Raw genomic sequence first — 15,288 nt, 5'->3', positions numbered from 1 at the left:
GAGCCTAGTCGGTCTGACAGACGGTAGACGCTCTGGTTCGGCAGTTTTTTAACTCATTCACCTTTAATACGCTTTTGATGCAGGGGTCGTGCCCGATCAGCCCTCATCCGCGCCTTTGAGCTGAAATCCGTAAAATATTGTTCAAAAAACCACCAATCCCGGTATGATCGCGCGCCCGGATACCGCCCCACCTTTTGGAACCCTGATGAAGCCTCAACTGATCGCCGCTGCGGAACTCGACCGTCTCGAGACTTGGCAGAAATACTCCGCCCATATGTGCGGCGGCTGCGTGTCCAGCTGCTGCACGCTGCCGGTTGAGGTGAAGATCAAGGACCTGATCCGCATTGGTATCGTCGATGAATTCGAGCGCGGCGACCCGCCGAAGAACATCGCCAAGCGGTTGCAGAAGGAAGGCATCGTCGAGCGCTACAACAACAAATCCGAGATTTTTACCCTGCAGCGCATGAGCAACAACGACTGCCTGTACCTGGATCGTAAGACGCGCTTCTGCACTATTTATGACAAGCGCCCGGATACTTGCCGCAACCACCCGAAGATCGGGCCGCGCCCGGGGTATTGCGCGTACAAGCCGAAGGAAGTAGTGCGCGAGACCAAGTTCAAGACCCTCGACAAGTTCTGATCCGGGTTTTGTGGGACTCTCAAGGGCCCTATCGGGGGCTTGCCCCCGATGAGGCCAGTACAGCCACCACAGAAACTGCAGGCATAAAAAAACGCCCCCGGCCTTTCGACCGGGGGCGTTTTTCATTCAGCCTGAGTTAACTCAGTTCTTGGCTTTCTTGGCAGCGCGGGTACGCTCGCCTTCGTCCAGGATCTTCTTACGCAGGCGGATCGACTTCGGCGTCACTTCGCACAGTTCGTCGTCCTGGATGAATTCCAGGGCCTGTTCCAGGGTGAAGCGAACAGGTGGAACCAGGGCGATGGTTTCGTCTTTACCCGAAGCACGCATGTTGTCGAGCTTCTTGCCTTTGGTTGGGTTGACGCCCATGTCGTTGTCACGGCTGTTCAGGCCAACGATCTGACCGTTGTAGATCTCTTGACCGTGTTCAACGAACAGCTTGCCACGCGCCTGGAGGGTTTCCAGGGAGTAGGTCAGCGCCTTGCCGGTTTCTACCGATACCAGAACACCGTTCTGACGGCCGGACATGTCGCCGGACTTCATGGTGTCGTAGCGATCGAAGATCGAGGTCAGGATGCCAGCACCGTTGGTCAGGGTCAGGAACTGGTTACGGAAACCGATCAAGCCACGAGCAGGGATGTTGTATTCCAGACGCACACGGCCTTTGCCATCCGGCACCATGTTGGTCAGGTCGCCCTTACGCAGGCCCATCTCTTCCATGACCTTGCCCTGGGATTCTTCAGGGGTGTCGATGGTGACGTTTTCGAACGGTTCCTGCTTCACGCCGTCAACCTGACGGATGATCACTTCAGGACGACCAACGCCCATTTCGAAGCCTTCGCGACGCATGGTTTCGATCAGTACCGAGAGGTGCAGCTCACCACGGCCGGAAACCTTGAACTTGTCAGCCGAGTCGCCTTCTTCAACGCGCAGTGCAACGTTGTACAGCAGCTCTTTGTCCAGACGTTCCTTGATGTTACGGGAAGTCACGAACTTGCCTTCTTTACCGCAGAAAGGCGAGTCGTTTACCTGGAAGGTCATGGAAACGGTTGGCTCGTCGACGGTCAGAGGCTTCATTGCCTCGACATTGTCCGGCTGGCACAGGGTGTCGGAGATGAACAGCGAGTCCATGCCGCTGACGCACACGATGTCGCCGGCGAAGGCTTCTTCAACGTCGATACGGTGCAGGCCGTGGTGACCCATCAGCTTCAGGATACGACCGTTGCGCTTCTTGCCGTCGGCGCCGATTGCCACAACCGGGGTGTTCGGCTTGACGCTGCCACGGGCGATACGGCCAACGCCGATCACACCCAGGAAGCTGTTGTAGTCCAGTGCCGAGATTTGCATCTGGAACGGGCCGTCACGGTCAACTTTCGGCGCAGGTACGTTGTCGACGATCGACTGGTACAGCGGGGTCATGTCTTCGGCCATGTCGGTGTGGTCCAGACCGGCAATGCCGTTCAGGGCCGAGGCGTAGACGACTTTGAAGTCCAGCTGTTCTTCGGTGGCACCCAGGTTGTCGAACAGGTCGAAGATCTGGTCCAGAACCCAGTCCGGACGCGCGCCTGGACGGTCAACCTTGTTGATGCACACGATCGGACGCAGGCCGGCTTCGAACGCCTTCTTGGTCACGAAACGGGTTTGCGGCATAGGGCCGTCTTGAGCGTCAACCAGCAGCAGAACGGAGTCAACCATCGACATTACGCGTTCTACTTCGCCGCCGAAGTCGGCGTGGCCCGGGGTATCCACGATGTTGATGTGGTAGCCGTTCCAGTTGATGGCGGTGTTTTTTGCCAGGATGGTAATACCGCGCTCTTTTTCCTGGTCGTTGGAGTCCATCACGCGCTCGTCGTTGAGCTCGTTGCGCTCCAGGGTGCCGGATTGACGCAGGAGTTTGTCTACCAGGGTGGTTTTACCATGGTCAACGTGGGCAATGATGGCGATGTTACGTAGATTTTCGATCACTTGTGTATCTCGATCAGAGGATTCGGTGTGCTGACAGGTCGTGGCAGCGATTAACAGTAGAGTCAGGCCTTGCCGTTACAGCTTGACGGCAGAGTCGGGGGGCCGGTGACGCAGGCCACAGGCAAACAGCCCCGGGCTCTTAGCTCGGTCGATAAACGCGCACATTGGCATGCCCCTCACTGAGCAAATGGTGGGCATGCAGGCGACTCATCACGCCTTTGTCGCAATACAGCAGGTACTGACGGCTGTTATCCAGTTCCTTGAAACGCGCGTTCAATGCATAGAACGGCAGCGTTTGTACGTCGATGCCGGCGATTTCCAGCGGCTCATCTTCAGCGGCATCCGGGTGACGGATGTCGATGACGATCTGGCCGGCCAGGGCTTCGCTGACTTCTTCGATCTGCACATCCTGGCCCAGTTCGTCGATAACACGATCGATCGGGACCAGCTTGGCGTTCTCGAGCGCACGCTCCAGAACCGCCATATCAAACTGTTGTTCTTCGTACTCCACGCGGTTGCGCTTGGCGTGGGTCTTGGGGTTCACCGAAATGACCCCGCAGTATTCAGGCATATGCTTGGCAAAGTCGGCGGTGCCGATTGTTTCTGCCAAGTCGATGATGTCCTGCTTGTGGCTGGCGATCAGCGGGCGCAGTACCAGCTTCTCGGTCACGCAGTCGATCAGCGACAGGTTCGGCAGCGTCTGGCTGGAAACCTGGGAAATCGCTTCACCGGTCACCAGCGCGTCGATCTGCAACTGATCGGCGATTCGGGACGCAGCGCGCAACATCATACGCTTCAAAACTACGCCCATATGACTGTTATCGACTTTACCGAGAATTTCGCCCAGCACTTCCTCGAACGGTACGCTCACAAATAGCACGCGCTGGGAGCTGCCGTACTTCTTCCAGATAAAGTGCGCAACTTCCATCACGCCCAATTCGTGTGCACGCCCGCCCAGGTTAAAGAAGCAGAAGTGGCTCATCAGGCCGCGGCGCATGATCTGGTAGGCCGCCACCGTGGAATCGAAACCGCCGGACATGAGGACCAGGGTCTGTTCCAGGGCGCCCAGCGGGTAGCCGCCGATGCTGTCGTGCTGGCTGTGAATCACAAACAACCGTTGGTCGCGAATTTCCATGCGCACTTCAATTTGCGGCGCCTTGAGGGAAATTCCGGCGGCGCCGCACTCGCGACGCAGCTTGCTGCCGACGTATTTCTCGACGTCCATGGAACTGAACGGGTGCTTGCCGGCACGCTTGCAGCGCACCGAAAAAATCTTGCCTTCAAGGCTGTCGCCGAAGTGCCGTTTGCATTTCTCGGTGATGTCGTCGAAGTCCCCCAGCGGGTACTCATCCACCTGCAGGAAATGCGCGATACCCGGCATGCAGCTCAGGCGCTCGGTCATGTCCTTCAAGGCTTTGGCGTCGGTCAGACGGGTTTCCAGCTCGAGGTTGTCCCACACACCGTTCACCACCACAGCCGGGTCCAGATCGCGGAGCACGGCACGGATGTTCTTGGCCAACTGACGGATGAAACGCATCCGTACCGGTCGGCTCTTGATGGTGATCTCGGGAAAGACTTTAACGATTAATTTCATGGAAACAGCGCGCGCAGGGCCTGCCGAAAAAGGGGGGCGCGGATTATAGCGGAAATCGCTCAAGGTTTAACCAGTTAATATGCACAACACTCGACTCGCACTAAAGAGGTGCATTTTCACTCGCTCGCGCCACATTGCGGTGCGCTAATTTCCGGCATTTGTCGCAATGCACCTTTATAGGGGCGTTTTTGGAGCAAAAAACCCATGTTGGCGCACTGGCATGCAATTTGCTCTCTTGTGAGGCAGGTTGCCATGGCGGACTATCCGCGCCGGCATCACCCACATTCTAAGGGCTAACTCCACTACCCCAGCCCGAAGCCACCCGGAGGACACTATGTCGAAGTCGGTTCAACTCATCAAAGATCATGACGTTAAATGGATTGATCTGCGCTTCACGGACACCAAAGGCACTCAGCACCACGTGACCATGCCGGCTCGCGACGCGCTGGATGATGCTTTCTTCGAAGAAGGCAAAATGTTCGACGGCTCCTCCATCGCTGGCTGGAAAGGCATCGAAGCCTCCGACATGATCCTAATGCCGGACGACAGCACTGCCGTCCTCGACCCGTTCACCGAAGACCCAACCCTGATCATCGTCTGCGACGTGATCGAGCCTTCGACCATGCAAGGCTACGACCGCGACCCACGTGCGATCGCCAAGCGTGCCGAGGAATACCTGAAGTCCACCGGTATCGGCGACACCGTATTCGTAGGCCCGGAGCCGGAATTCTTCATCTTTGATTCGGTCAAGTTCAAGTCCGACATCTCCGGCTCCATGTTCAAGATCTTCTCCGAACAAGGTTCGTGGATGTCCGACCAGGACGTGGAAGGCGGCAACAAAGGCCACCGTCCAGGCATCAAAGGTGGCTACTTCCCGGTTCCGCCGTTCGACCACGACCACGAAATCCGTACCTCCATGTGCAACGCCATGGAAGAAATGGGCCTGGTCATCGAAGTTCACCACCACGAAGTGGCGACTGCCGGCCAGAACGAAATCGGCGTTAAGTTCAACACCCTGGTGGCCAAGGCTGACGAAGTCCAGACCCTGAAGTACTGCGTACACAACGTGGCTGATGCCTACGGCCGTACCGCTACCTTCATGCCTAAGCCGCTGTACGGCGATAACGGTTCGGGTATGCACGTTCACCTGTCCATCGCCAAAGAAGGCAAGAACACCTTCGCTGGCGAAGGTTATGCCGGCCTGTCCGACACCGCCCTGTACTTCATCGGCGGCATCATCAAGCACGGTAAGGCCCTGAACGGCTTCACCAACCCATCGACCAACTCCTACAAGCGTCTGGTCCCAGGTTTCGAAGCACCGGTCATGCTGGCCTACTCGGCTCGTAACCGTTCCGCCTCGATCCGCATTCCTTACGTATCCAGCCCGCGCGCTCGCCGTATCGAAGCTCGCTTCCCGGATCCAGCAGCCAACCCATACCTGGCCTTCGCTGCCCTGGTCATGGCCGGCCTGGACGGTATCCAGAACAAGATCCACCCTGGCGACGCCGCCGACAAAAACTTGTACGACCTGCCGCCTGAAGAGGCCAAAGAGATCCCACAAGTGTGCGGCAGCCTGAAAGAAGCCCTGGAAGAGCTGGACAAGGGCCGTGCGTTCCTGACCAAAGGCGGCGTATTCAGCGACGACTTCATCGATGCCTACATCGAGCTGAAAAGCGAAGAAGAAATCAAAGTGCGCACCTTCGTACACCCACTGGAATACGAGCTGTACTACAGCTGCTGATCCGGTAGCGCTGCTTGACGCAGCGTGATGAAAAAGGCCTCCTTCGGGAGGTCTTTTTTTTGCCCGCACCCTAGGAGGTCACCTCTTGAAGCGTCTACTCGCATTCACTTTATTGTTCGCCAGCGCCAGTGCATTCGCTGCACCGCCGACACTGGCGCCATTGCTCAACAGCATCGCCGAACGCCTGGCCATTGCCGACCAGGTGGCCCTGAGCAAATGGGACAGTAAAAAACCGGTAGAAGACAAAAAGCGCGAGCAGGACGTGCTCGCCAGCGTCATTGCCCAGGCACCGAGTTACAAACTGGAGCCCGCCGCCGCCGAGCAATTTTTCTCGGCGCAGATCGAGGCAAACAAGCTGGTGCAGTACACCCACCTGTCCGACTGGCAGTTCCAGGGCAAGGCACCCGACGACCCGCGCCCGGACCTGGTGAAGCAGATCCGCCCGCAGCTGGATCAATTGCAAAAACGCCTGCTGCAACAGCTCGCGGACTTCACACCACAACGCAGCGACCCGCAGTGCCCTCAATGGCTGGCTGAAGCGGTGCATGAACCGCTGAACGACCCGTTGCGGCAGCTGGCGATGATTCGCGCCACGGCCGAGCTATGTATCCACAAAGACTGAAGCTGTAACCCGAGCCGAACATGTGGGAGTTCCTCCCACATTGGATTTGTGTGAATTCGGCACTTCCTGAACAACCTTCACAAAACCGCACTATATTGGTGCGACATCCCGCACCCTTCCCACTGACTCACACCATTTTGGTTCGAAACTTCCCGAGCGGGCTGGCAGAACGCCACAGTTTCGCGCCTTAACCCCTTATTTCAGGGGATTCACGCTTCTTTTCGGAGCCTTGGTTTGGTTTTTGCATTTTCCTTGTATCAGCGTGTGCCTCAAGCCCACGCCTTGCTCCAAAAGAGGTCCCGATGACCATCAGCGATGCACTGCACCGTTTGCTACTCGACAACCTGACCACCGCGACCATCCTGCTCAATGACGACCTGCGCCTTGAGTACATGAACCCGGCGGCAGAGATGCTCCTGGCCATCAGCGGTCAGCGCAGCCATGGGCAGTTCATCAGCGAATTGTTCACCGAGTCGGCCGAAGCCTTGAGTTCGTTGCGCCAGGCAGTGGAGCAGGCACACCCGTTCACCAAGCGTGAAGCGATGCTCACGGCACTGACCGGCCAGACGCTGACCGTCGACTACGCCGTAACCCCGATCCTGAGCAACGGCGCCACGCTGCTGCTGCTCGAAGTGCACCCCCGCGACCGCCTGTTGCGCATCACCAAGGAAGAAGCCCAGCTGTCCAAGCAGGAAACCAGCAAGATGCTGGTGCGCGGCCTGGCCCATGAGATCAAGAACCCGCTGGGCGGCATTCGCGGCGCGGCGCAGCTGCTGGCCCGTGAATTGCCGGACGAGCACCTCAAGGACTACACCAACGTCATCATCGAAGAGGCCGACCGCCTGCGTAACCTGGTGGACCGCATGCTCGGCTCCAACAAGCTGCCGTCGCTGGCGATGACCAACGTGCACGAAGTTCTGGAGCGCGTCTGTCAGTTGGTAGAAGCCGAAAGCCAGGGCTGCATCACCCTGGTGCGCGACTACGACCCAAGCATTCCCGACGTGTTGATCGACCGCGAGCAGATGATCCAGGCGGTGCTCAACATCGTGCGCAACGCCATGCAGGCCATCAGCAGCCAGAACGAGCTGCGCCTTGGCCGCATCAGCCTGCGCACCCGCGCCCTGCGCCAGTTCACCATCGGCCACGTGCGCCATCGCCTGGTGACCAAGGTCGAGATCATCGACAACGGCCCGGGCATTCCTGCGGAACTTCAGGAAACCATCTTCTTTCCCATGGTCAGCGGCCGCCCGGACGGTACCGGGCTGGGCCTGGCCATTACCCAGAACATCATCAGCCAGCACCAGGGTCTGATCGAATGTGAGAGCCATCCCGGCCACACCACATTCTCGATCTTTCTGCCTCTGGAACAAGGAGCCCCATCGACATGAGCCGTAGTGAAACTGTGTGGATCGTCGATGACGACCGTTCTATCCGCTGGGTCCTCGAGAAAGCCTTGCAACAGGAAGGCATGACCACCCAGAGCTTCGACAGCGCCGACGGGGTGATGAGCCGCCTGGCGCGCCAGCAGCCCGACGTGATCATCTCCGACATCCGCATGCCCGGCGCCAGTGGCCTGGACCTGCTGGCGCGGATTCGCGAGCAGCACCCGCGCCTGCCGGTGATCATCATGACGGCGCACTCGGACCTGGACAGCGCTGTCGCGTCCTATCAGGGCGGCGCCTTCGAGTACCTGCCCAAGCCGTTTGACGTGGACGAGGCCGTGGCGCTGGTCAAGCGCGCCAACCAGCACGCCCAGGAACAGCAGAACCAGGAAGCTCCGCCGACCCTGACCCGCACCCCGGAAATCATCGGTGAAGCGCCGGCGATGCAGGAAGTGTTTCGCGCCATCGGGCGCTTGAGCCATTCCAACATCACCGTGCTGATCAACGGCGAGTCGGGTACCGGTAAAGAGTTGGTGGCCCACGCCCTGCACCGCCACAGCCCGCGGGCGGCCTCGCCGTTTATCGCGCTGAACATGGCGGCGATCCCCAAGGATCTGATGGAGTCCGAGCTGTTCGGCCATGAGAAAGGCGCATTCACCGGCGCAGCCAACCTGCGTCGCGGCCGCTTCGAACAGGCGGACGGCGGCACGCTGTTCCTCGATGAAATCGGCGACATGCCGGCCGACACCCAGACCCGCCTGCTGCGCGTACTGGCGGACGGCGAGTTCTACCGCGTGGGCGGGCACACACCGGTCAAGGTCGATGTGCGCATCATCGCCGCGACTCACCAGAACCTGGAAACCCTGGTGCACGCCGGCAAGTTCCGTGAAGACTTGTTCCACCGTCTCAACGTGATCCGCATCCACATCCCACGGATGTCGGACCGCCGCGAAGATATCCCGACCCTCGCCCGCCACTTCCTCAGCCGCGCCGCCCAGGAGCTGGCCGTCGAGCCGAAGCTGCTGAAAAGCGAGACCGAGGAATACCTGAAGAACCTGCCGTGGCCCGGCAACGTGCGCCAGCTGGAGAACACCTGCCGCTGGATCACCGTGATGGCGTCCGGCCGCGAAGTGCATATCGGCGACCTGCCGCCGGAACTGCTGAGCCTGCCGCAGGATTCGGCCCCGGTGACCAACTGGGAACAGGCGCTGCGCCAATGGGCCGACCAGGCCCTGGCACGCGGCCAGTCGAACCTGCTGGACAGCGCCGTGCCGGCCTTCGAGCGGATCATGATCGAAACCGCCCTCAAGCACACCGCCGGCCGCCGTCGCGATGCCGCCGTGTTGCTGGGTTGGGGTCGCAATACCCTGACGCGCAAGATCAAGGAGTTGGGCATGAAGGTCGATGGTGGGGATGACGATGAGGGCGACGACGCCTGATCTCCCATCTACCGAGGTCTAATGTGGGAGGGGGCTTGCTCCCGATGGCGGTGGATCAGTCAGATAGTTATCGACTGACACTCCGCCATCGGGAGCAAGCCCCCTCTCACATTTGGGCCTCCACACGGACTCAGAACCGTGCACCGCTTCAATGCACCCTGTTCTAGCATCGCGCACACGTTCCAAGCCCGAAACATGCGTTTTGTTAAGAAAATGCTGAACCCCGAAAACACTAAAGCCCCGTATTCCGGGGCTTTGCGCTTTCTGGAGAAATTTTTTGGCACAACTTAGCCACTCTGGCACGCGCCCTGCAATAACCCCAGTACAACCCAGTTTCGGGGACCTTGGTACAGGCAGGCCGAGAATCCCCTCTTTACACCCGGGGTGCTTGATGCGAACCGCGTCGCGCTCCACACCGCTTTCGGGAACCTCGGTACAGGCAGGCCGGGGATTCCCTCTTTAACACCGAAGCCTCTGGCTTCACCCCGTTTTGGGAGCCCTGGTACAGGCAGGCCGGGAACTCCCTCTTTTATTGCTCTTGGAGATGGATCTCCAGCCGCCAGCGGTCATCCACCTCCTCGCCCTTCCACTCCCCGCGCAGCGGCCGAGCCGCCACCAGGTTCAGCAGCAAGCCCGCATCGGTCTTGCGCACGCGCCAGTTCACATCCTTGTCGTTGACCTTGAGCTGCCCGCTGGCGGCTTTGCCTTGTGCATCGAACAACAGCGCCACGGTGCCGTCGATATGCTCACCATGCAGCTTGGGTTCGCGGTTGAACCACGCAACCACACCGTCCGCCGCCGTCTCTATCTGCTGCAACTCGACCGGGTCAGGGGTGGTCAGGCGACCGATCATCAGGCCCACCATCAGGCCGACAATCGCCAATGAGCCCATGACCCTCGGCATTAGCTTCGGCCTTGGGTCTTCTTCAGGGGTAGAATGCAGCGCATCTTTGCCTTCGGAGCCGTGCATGTTTCACGTCATCCTTTTTCAACCAGAAATTCCGCCGAATACCGGCAACGTTATCAGGCTGTGCGCCAACAGTGGCTGCCACCTGCATTTGATCGAGCCCCTGGGCTTCGACATGGACGACAAACGCCTGCGCCGTGCCGGCCTGGACTACCACGAGTACGCCACCCTCCAGCGCCATGCCGACCTGGCCAGCTGCCTGGAAAGCCTGGGCCACCCACGGCTGTTCGCGTTCACCACCAAGGGTTCGCGACCGTTCCATGATGCCAGCTTCGCCGAAGGCGACGCTTTCCTGTTCGGCCCGGAAAGCCGCGGCCTGCCGGCCGACGTACTCGACGCCCTGCCGGACGGGCATCGCCTGCGCCTGCCGATGCGCGAAGGCTGCCGCAGCCTGAACCTGTCGAACACCGTCGCCGTGGCCGTCTACGAAGGCTGGCGCCAACTCGGCTTCAAGTAACACACATAACAAATGTGGGAGGGGGCTTGCCCCCGATGGCGGAGTGTCAGTCGACATCTACGTGACTGATCCACCGCCATCGGGAGCAAGCTCCCTCCCACATTGGGTTCTGCGTCGGGTTCGAGATTACTGAACCGTCGGCGCGCCTTCCTGTTGCATGCGCTGCAGCTCTTGGGCGTACAGGGCATCGAAGTTCACTGGAGCCAGCATCAACGCCGGGAACGAACCACGGGTGACCAGGCTGTCCAGGGTCTCGCGGGCATACGGGAACAGGATGTTCGGGCAGAACGCACCCAGGGTGTGGCTCATGGACGCTTCGTCCAGGCCCTGGATCAGGAAGATACCGGCCTGTTGCACTTCAGCGATGAAGGCCACTTCTTCGCCATTCTTGACGGTGACCGACAAGGTCAGCACGACTTCGTGGAAATCGCCTTCCAGTGCCTTTTGACGGGTGTTCAGGTCCAGGGCAACGCTTGGGGTCCATTCCTGGCGGAAGATAGCCGGGCTTTTCGGCGCTTCGAACGACAAGTCACGCACGTAGATACGCTGCAGCGAAAATTGTGGGCCTTGGGCTTCTGCTGCTTCGGTGTTCTGTTGGTCAGTCATCGCAGATCCTTCTTGATCTTGGGGTCTTTTAGGGGTTAGGAGTCAGACGAGCAGCAGCGCATCGAGTTTACCGGCGCGCTCCAGGGCAAACAGGTCGTCGCAACCACCGATGTGTTTGGCGCCGATCCAGATCTGCGGCACCGATGTGCGCCCCGCCTTCTGGGCCATTTCGGCACGCACCTGGGGCTTGCCATCGACCTTGATCTCTTCGAAGGCAACGCCCTTTTTCTCCAGCAGGGCCTTGGCCCGCATGCAGTAAGGGCACCAATCGCTGGAATATACGACGACCTGGCTCATATCACTTCACCAGCGGCAGGTTATCGGCGCGCCAGCTGCTGATGCCACCGGACAGCTTGGCGGCGGTGAAACCGCTCTTGAGCATCTCGCGGGCGTGGGTACCGGCGTGCTGGCCCTGGGCGTCGACCAGGATGATGGTCTTGGCCTTGTGCTTTTCCAGCTCGGCCAGGCGCGCGATCAGCTTGTCCTGAGGAATGTTCAGGGCACCGACGATGTGGCCGGCGGCGAAATCCTTGACTGGGCGGATATCCACCACAATGGCCTCATCCTTGTTGACCAGCGCGGTCAGCTCCGACGTGCTCAGGCTGCGGCCACCACGGCTCAATTCGTGAGCGATCAGCAGCGCCAGCAGGATGACGAAGGCACCCACGAGCAGATAGTGGGCAGTGGCAAATGCAATCAGGTGATCAACCATCAAGGAGGTTCCAGGGCGTTAAAATGGCGGTAAGTATACACAGCCGTCAGGGGGGGCCAACCCCCGTAAGGCGGTGACGTGGTCGGAACTTCGCTTTAAACTGCCACTCCCTTTTCAATTGCCTTCCTTTATTACCGCCGCGAGAGGATCTATGACTACTACGCCTAAACCTTTGGTCCTGATAATTCTCGATGGCTTCGGACACAGTGAAAGCCACCACGACAACGCGGTGTATGCGGCCAAGAAGCCCGTACTCGACCGCCTGACCGCGACGGTGCCCAACGGCCTGATCTCCGGCTCGGGCATGGACGTAGGCCTACCGGACGGCCAGATGGGCAACTCGGAAGTCGGCCACATGAACCTCGGCGCCGGACGAGTGGTCTATCAGGACTTCACCCGCGTGACCAAATCGATCCGCGATGGCGAGTTCTTCGAGAACCCGACCCTCTGCGCAGCGGTAGATAAAGCCGTGGCCGCCGGCAAAGCCGTGCACTTCATGGGCCTGCTGTCCGACGGCGGCGTACACAGTCACCAGGACCATCTGGTGGCGATGGCCGAGCTGGCCTTCAAGCGCGGCGCCGACAAGATCTACCTGCACGCCTTCCTCGATGGTCGCGACACCCCGCCAAAAAGCGCGCAATCCTCCATCGAGCTGCTGGACGCCACCTTCGCCGCCCTGGGCAAGGGACGCATCGCCAGCCTGGTGGGGCGCTACTTCGCCATGGACCGCGACAACCGTTGGGACCGCGTGTCCCAGGCCTACAACCTGATCGTCGACGGCCAGGCCGAATTCCACGCCGCCACCGCCCAGGAAGGCCTGGAAGCCGCCTACGCCCGCGGCGAGAGCGATGAATTCGTCAAGGCCACCACCCTCGGCGAGCCGGTCAAGGTCGAAGACGGCGACGCCGTGGTGTTCATGAACTTCCGCGCCGACCGTGCCCGCGAGCTGAGCCGTGTGTTTGTCGAAGACGGTTTCAAGGAATTCGAGCGGGCGCGCCAGCCAAAAGTCCAATACGTCGGCCTGACCCAATACGCCGCCAGCATCCCGGCCCCCGCAGCGTTTGCTGCCGGCAGCCTGGACAACGTGCTGGGCGACTACCTGGCGAAGAACGGCAAGACCCAGCTGCGTATTGCCGAAACCGAGAAATACGCCCACGTCACCTTCTTCTTCTCCGGCGGCCGTGAAGAACCGTTCCCAGGCGAAGAACGCATCCTGATCCCTTCGCCGAAAGTCGCCACCTACGACCTGCAGCCGGAAATGAGCGCGCCGGAAGTCACCGACAAGATCGTCGACGCCATCGACCACCAGCGTTACGACGTGATCGTGGTCAACTACGCCAACGGTGACATGGTCGGCCACAGCGGCAACCTGGAAGCTGCGACCAAGGCCGTGGAATGCCTGGACCTGTGCGTCGGCCGCATTGTCGAGGCCCTGGAAAAAGTCGGCGGCGAAGCGCTGATAACGGCCGACCACGGCAACTGCGAGCAGATGTCCGACGAAACCACCGGCCAGGCCCATACCGCCCACACCACCGAGCCGGTGCCGTTCATCTATGTAGGCAAGCGCGACTTCAAAGTGCGTGAAGGCGGCGTACTGGCGGATGTGGCGCCGACCATGCTGATGCTGATGGGGTTGGAGAAGCCCAAAGAGATGACCGGGACCTCAATTCTGGTCTGATCTCAACAAACATGTGGGAGGGGCTTGTCCCCTCCCACATTGGATCTCCGGCGTTTGGTAGATGTCTTTTTGCCATACCACCGCCACTCGGCACCTATCTTGCCTTCCAGGCCGAATTGGGCGTTTTTTTTGCAGCGCTTGGCGGGCATACTAGGCCGTCCCTTTCCCTGGTGTCGCCCGCCTCTATGCTTCGCGCCTTGATTACCCTCGCTCTTGTCTGCCTGCTCCAACCGGCGTTTGCCGACGAGCGCGCACAAACTCAACAACAGTTGGACGCTACGCGTCAGGACATTACCGAGCTGAAAAAACTGCTCGGCAAGCTCCAGGAAGAAAAATCCGGGGTGCAGAAAGACCTGCGCGGCACGGAAACCGAAATGGGCAAGCTGGAGAAGCAGGTCCAGGAGCTGCAAAAAGAACTAAAGAAGAGCGAGTCGGAACTGGAGCGACTCGACGCTGAGAAAAAAAAACTCCAGAGCGCACGCGTTGAACAGCAACGCTTGATCGCGATCCAGGCCCGCGCCGCCTACCAGAGCGGCCGCCAGGAATACCTCAAGCTGCTGCTCAACCAGCAGAACCCGGAGAAATTCGCGCGCACCCTGACCTACTACGACTACCTGAGCAAGGCCCGCCTGGAGCAATTGAAAAGCTTCAACGAGACCCTGCGCCAGTTGGCCAACGTCGAACAGGAAATCGCCAACCAGCAGTCGCAGCTGGAGGACCAGAAAGCCAGCCTCAACGCCCAGCGCGACGAGCTGGACAAGGTCCGCAAGGAGCGCCAGCTGGCCCTGGCCAAGCTCAATGACGACCTGAAGGCGCGCGACGCCAAGCTGCAGGCCCGCGAGCAGGACCAGGCCGACCTGGCCAAAGTGCTCAAGACCATCGAAGAAACCCTGGCACGCCAGGCACGCGAGGCCGAAGAAGCGCGACAGAAAGCGCTGATCGCCCAGCAGGAAGCGGAAAAAAAGCGCCAGCGTGAGGCCGAACTGGCAGCCACCAGCGATGCCCCCGCACCGCGTAAACCGGCACATGCCGCCCCTGGCCCGCTGGTTTCCAGTGCCGGCGAGTCGTTCGGCGGGCCTTTTGCTTCAGCCCGCGGCAAACTTCCATGGCCGGTTGATGGTCGACTACTGGCACGCTTTGGGGAAACCCGAGGCGACGATACCCGCGCCAAGTGGGATGGGGTGATGATCAGCGCCTCTGCCGGCAGCCAGGTCCACGCCGTACATGGCGGGCGCGTGGTGTTTGCCGATTGGCTGCGGGGCGCCGGCTTGCTGGTGATTCTCGACCACGGTAATGGCTATTTAAGCCTTTATGGCCACAATCAGACGTTACTCAAGTCGGCAGGTGATGTTGTAAAAGCCGGTGAATCCATCTCCACTGTCGGTAACAGTGGTGGCCAGGACACCCCGGCGCTGTACTTCGCTATTCGTCAGCAGGGTCGCCCGAGCGATCCCGCACAATGGTGCCGGTCCCAAGGATAGGGTCGCA

14 protein-coding genes are annotated in these 15,288 nt (G+C 60.0%); 8 read left to right on the top strand and 6 right to left on the bottom strand.

Going from position 1 to position 15,288, the window contains the following annotated elements:
- Positions 1-205 precede the first annotated feature (205 nt).
- On the top strand, positions 206-640 hold the full coding sequence (locus J1N02_RS15315) for a YkgJ family cysteine cluster protein (RefSeq protein ID WP_024072902.1): 435 nt from the start codon (positions 206-208) through the stop codon (positions 638-640).
- Between the two features lie 141 nt (positions 641-781).
- On the opposite strand, the gene typA is transcribed toward J1N02_RS15315, so the two are convergent.
- Both typA and thiI read right to left on the bottom strand, forming a co-directional pair.
- Entirely contained in the window at positions 782-2,602 is a 1,821-nt protein-coding gene (gene typA, locus J1N02_RS15310) for a translational GTPase TypA (RefSeq protein ID WP_098480533.1), read from the bottom strand.
- A gap of 139 nt (positions 2,603-2,741) precedes the next feature.
- Positions 2,742-4,196 carry a tRNA uracil 4-sulfurtransferase ThiI gene (gene thiI, locus J1N02_RS15305; protein ID WP_065940748.1) on the bottom strand — a complete coding sequence of 485 codons (1,455 nt, stop codon included), beginning with the start codon at positions 4,194-4,196 and terminating at the stop codon, positions 2,742-2,744.
- Positions 4,197-4,530: 334 nt separating this feature from the next.
- Here thiI and glnA point away from each other — a divergent pair, with 334 nt between their 5' ends.
- The 4 genes from glnA to ntrC all read left to right on the top strand — a co-directional run bounded on the left by glnA (position 4,531) and on the right by ntrC (position 9,380).
- Positions 4,531-5,937, top strand: coding sequence for a glutamate--ammonia ligase (gene glnA, locus J1N02_RS15300; RefSeq protein ID WP_024072899.1), 1,407 nt, complete (start codon positions 4,531-4,533; stop codon positions 5,935-5,937).
- 85 nt (positions 5,938-6,022) lie between these two features.
- On the top strand, positions 6,023-6,559 hold the full coding sequence (locus J1N02_RS15295; protein WP_421147463.1) for a chorismate mutase: 537 nt from the start codon (positions 6,023-6,025) through the stop codon (positions 6,557-6,559).
- Between the two features lie 302 nt (positions 6,560-6,861).
- Positions 6,862-7,947 (top strand): nitrogen regulation protein NR(II), encoded by a 1,086-nt coding sequence (gene glnL / locus J1N02_RS15290; RefSeq protein WP_024072896.1) that lies wholly within the window; start codon positions 6,862-6,864, stop codon positions 7,945-7,947.
- Complete coding sequence (gene ntrC, locus J1N02_RS15285) at positions 7,944-9,380, top strand: nitrogen regulation protein NR(I) (RefSeq protein WP_027605069.1); 1,437 nt, start codon at positions 7,944-7,946, stop codon at positions 9,378-9,380. The genes glnL and ntrC overlap by 4 nt, the downstream gene beginning before the upstream one ends.
- Before the next feature lie 529 nt (positions 9,381-9,909).
- On the opposite strand, the gene J1N02_RS15280 is transcribed toward ntrC, so the two are convergent.
- The gene (locus J1N02_RS15280; protein ID WP_027605070.1) at positions 9,910-10,350 is read right to left on the bottom strand and encodes a hypothetical protein; all 441 of its coding nucleotides are present in this window, start codon (positions 10,348-10,350) and stop codon (positions 9,910-9,912) included.
- Here J1N02_RS15280 and J1N02_RS15275 point away from each other — a divergent pair.
- Positions 10,349-10,804 (top strand): tRNA (cytidine(34)-2'-O)-methyltransferase, encoded by a 456-nt coding sequence (locus J1N02_RS15275; protein WP_046070509.1) that lies wholly within the window; start codon positions 10,349-10,351, stop codon positions 10,802-10,804. The two genes, J1N02_RS15280 and J1N02_RS15275, sit on opposite strands and share 2 nt — an antisense overlap.
- Before the next feature lie 126 nt (positions 10,805-10,930).
- Here J1N02_RS15275 and secB read toward each other — a convergent pair whose 3' ends face one another.
- From secB to J1N02_RS15260, 3 genes are read right to left on the bottom strand one after another with little or no spacing between them, the layout of a single operon-like run.
- Positions 10,931-11,410: a protein-export chaperone SecB gene (secB, locus tag J1N02_RS15270; protein ID WP_014716520.1), complete on the bottom strand. Its 480-nt coding sequence runs from the start codon at positions 11,408-11,410 to the stop codon at positions 10,931-10,933.
- Positions 11,411-11,452: 42 nt separating this feature from the next.
- Positions 11,453-11,707, bottom strand: a complete 255-nt coding sequence (grxC, locus tag J1N02_RS15265; protein WP_010213876.1) for a glutaredoxin 3 — start codon at positions 11,705-11,707, stop codon at positions 11,453-11,455.
- A gap of 1 nt (position 11,708) precedes the next feature.
- Entirely contained in the window at positions 11,709-12,122 is a 414-nt protein-coding gene (locus J1N02_RS15260) for a rhodanese-like domain-containing protein (protein WP_027605071.1), read from the bottom strand.
- A gap of 151 nt (positions 12,123-12,273) precedes the next feature.
- Between J1N02_RS15260 and gpmI the strand changes: the two genes are divergently transcribed.
- Entirely contained in the window at positions 12,274-13,800 is a 1,527-nt protein-coding gene (gpmI, locus tag J1N02_RS15255) for a 2,3-bisphosphoglycerate-independent phosphoglycerate mutase (RefSeq protein WP_027605072.1), read from the top strand.
- Positions 13,801-13,985: 185 nt separating this feature from the next.
- Positions 13,986-15,281: a murein hydrolase activator EnvC family protein gene (locus J1N02_RS15250; protein WP_414887311.1), complete on the top strand. Its 1,296-nt coding sequence runs from the start codon at positions 13,986-13,988 to the stop codon at positions 15,279-15,281.
- Positions 15,282-15,288: the final 7 nt, after the last annotated feature.

Origin of the sequence: Pseudomonas sp. NFX5 (assembly GCF_049132125.1) — a bacterium.
GTDB lineage: Bacteria > Pseudomonadota > Gammaproteobacteria > Pseudomonadales > Pseudomonadaceae > Aquipseudomonas > Aquipseudomonas marginalis.
This window is presented reverse-complemented; position numbering and strand designations above follow the sequence as displayed.

Excerpts from the sequence above, each read along its gene's own strand:
- ntrC (WP_027605069.1), top strand. The coding sequence starts at position 7,944 with ATGAGCCGTAGTGAAACTGTGTGGATCGTCGATGACGACCGTTCTATC.
- glnL (WP_024072896.1), top strand. The coding sequence starts at position 6,862 with ATGACCATCAGCGATGCACTGCACCGTTTGCTACTCGACAACCTGACC.
- J1N02_RS15250 (WP_414887311.1), top strand. The coding sequence starts at position 13,986 with ATGCTTCGCGCCTTGATTACCCTCGCTCTTGTCTGCCTGCTCCAACCG.
- J1N02_RS15280 (WP_027605070.1), bottom strand. The coding sequence starts at position 10,350 with ATGCACGGCTCCGAAGGCAAAGATGCGCTGCATTCTACCCCTGAAGAA.
- grxC (WP_010213876.1), bottom strand. The coding sequence starts at position 11,707 with ATGAGCCAGGTCGTCGTATATTCCAGCGATTGGTGCCCTTACTGCATG.
- secB (WP_014716520.1), bottom strand. The coding sequence starts at position 11,410 with ATGACTGACCAACAGAACACCGAAGCAGCAGAAGCCCAAGGCCCACAA.
- glnA (WP_024072899.1), top strand. The coding sequence starts at position 4,531 with ATGTCGAAGTCGGTTCAACTCATCAAAGATCATGACGTTAAATGGATT.
- thiI (WP_065940748.1), bottom strand. The coding sequence starts at position 4,196 with ATGAAATTAATCGTTAAAGTCTTTCCCGAGATCACCATCAAGAGCCGA.
- gpmI (WP_027605072.1), top strand. The coding sequence starts at position 12,274 with ATGACTACTACGCCTAAACCTTTGGTCCTGATAATTCTCGATGGCTTC.
- J1N02_RS15275 (WP_046070509.1), top strand. The coding sequence starts at position 10,349 with ATGTTTCACGTCATCCTTTTTCAACCAGAAATTCCGCCGAATACCGGC.
- J1N02_RS15315 (WP_024072902.1), top strand. The coding sequence starts at position 206 with ATGAAGCCTCAACTGATCGCCGCTGCGGAACTCGACCGTCTCGAGACT.
- J1N02_RS15260 (WP_027605071.1), bottom strand. The coding sequence starts at position 12,122 with ATGGTTGATCACCTGATTGCATTTGCCACTGCCCACTATCTGCTCGTG.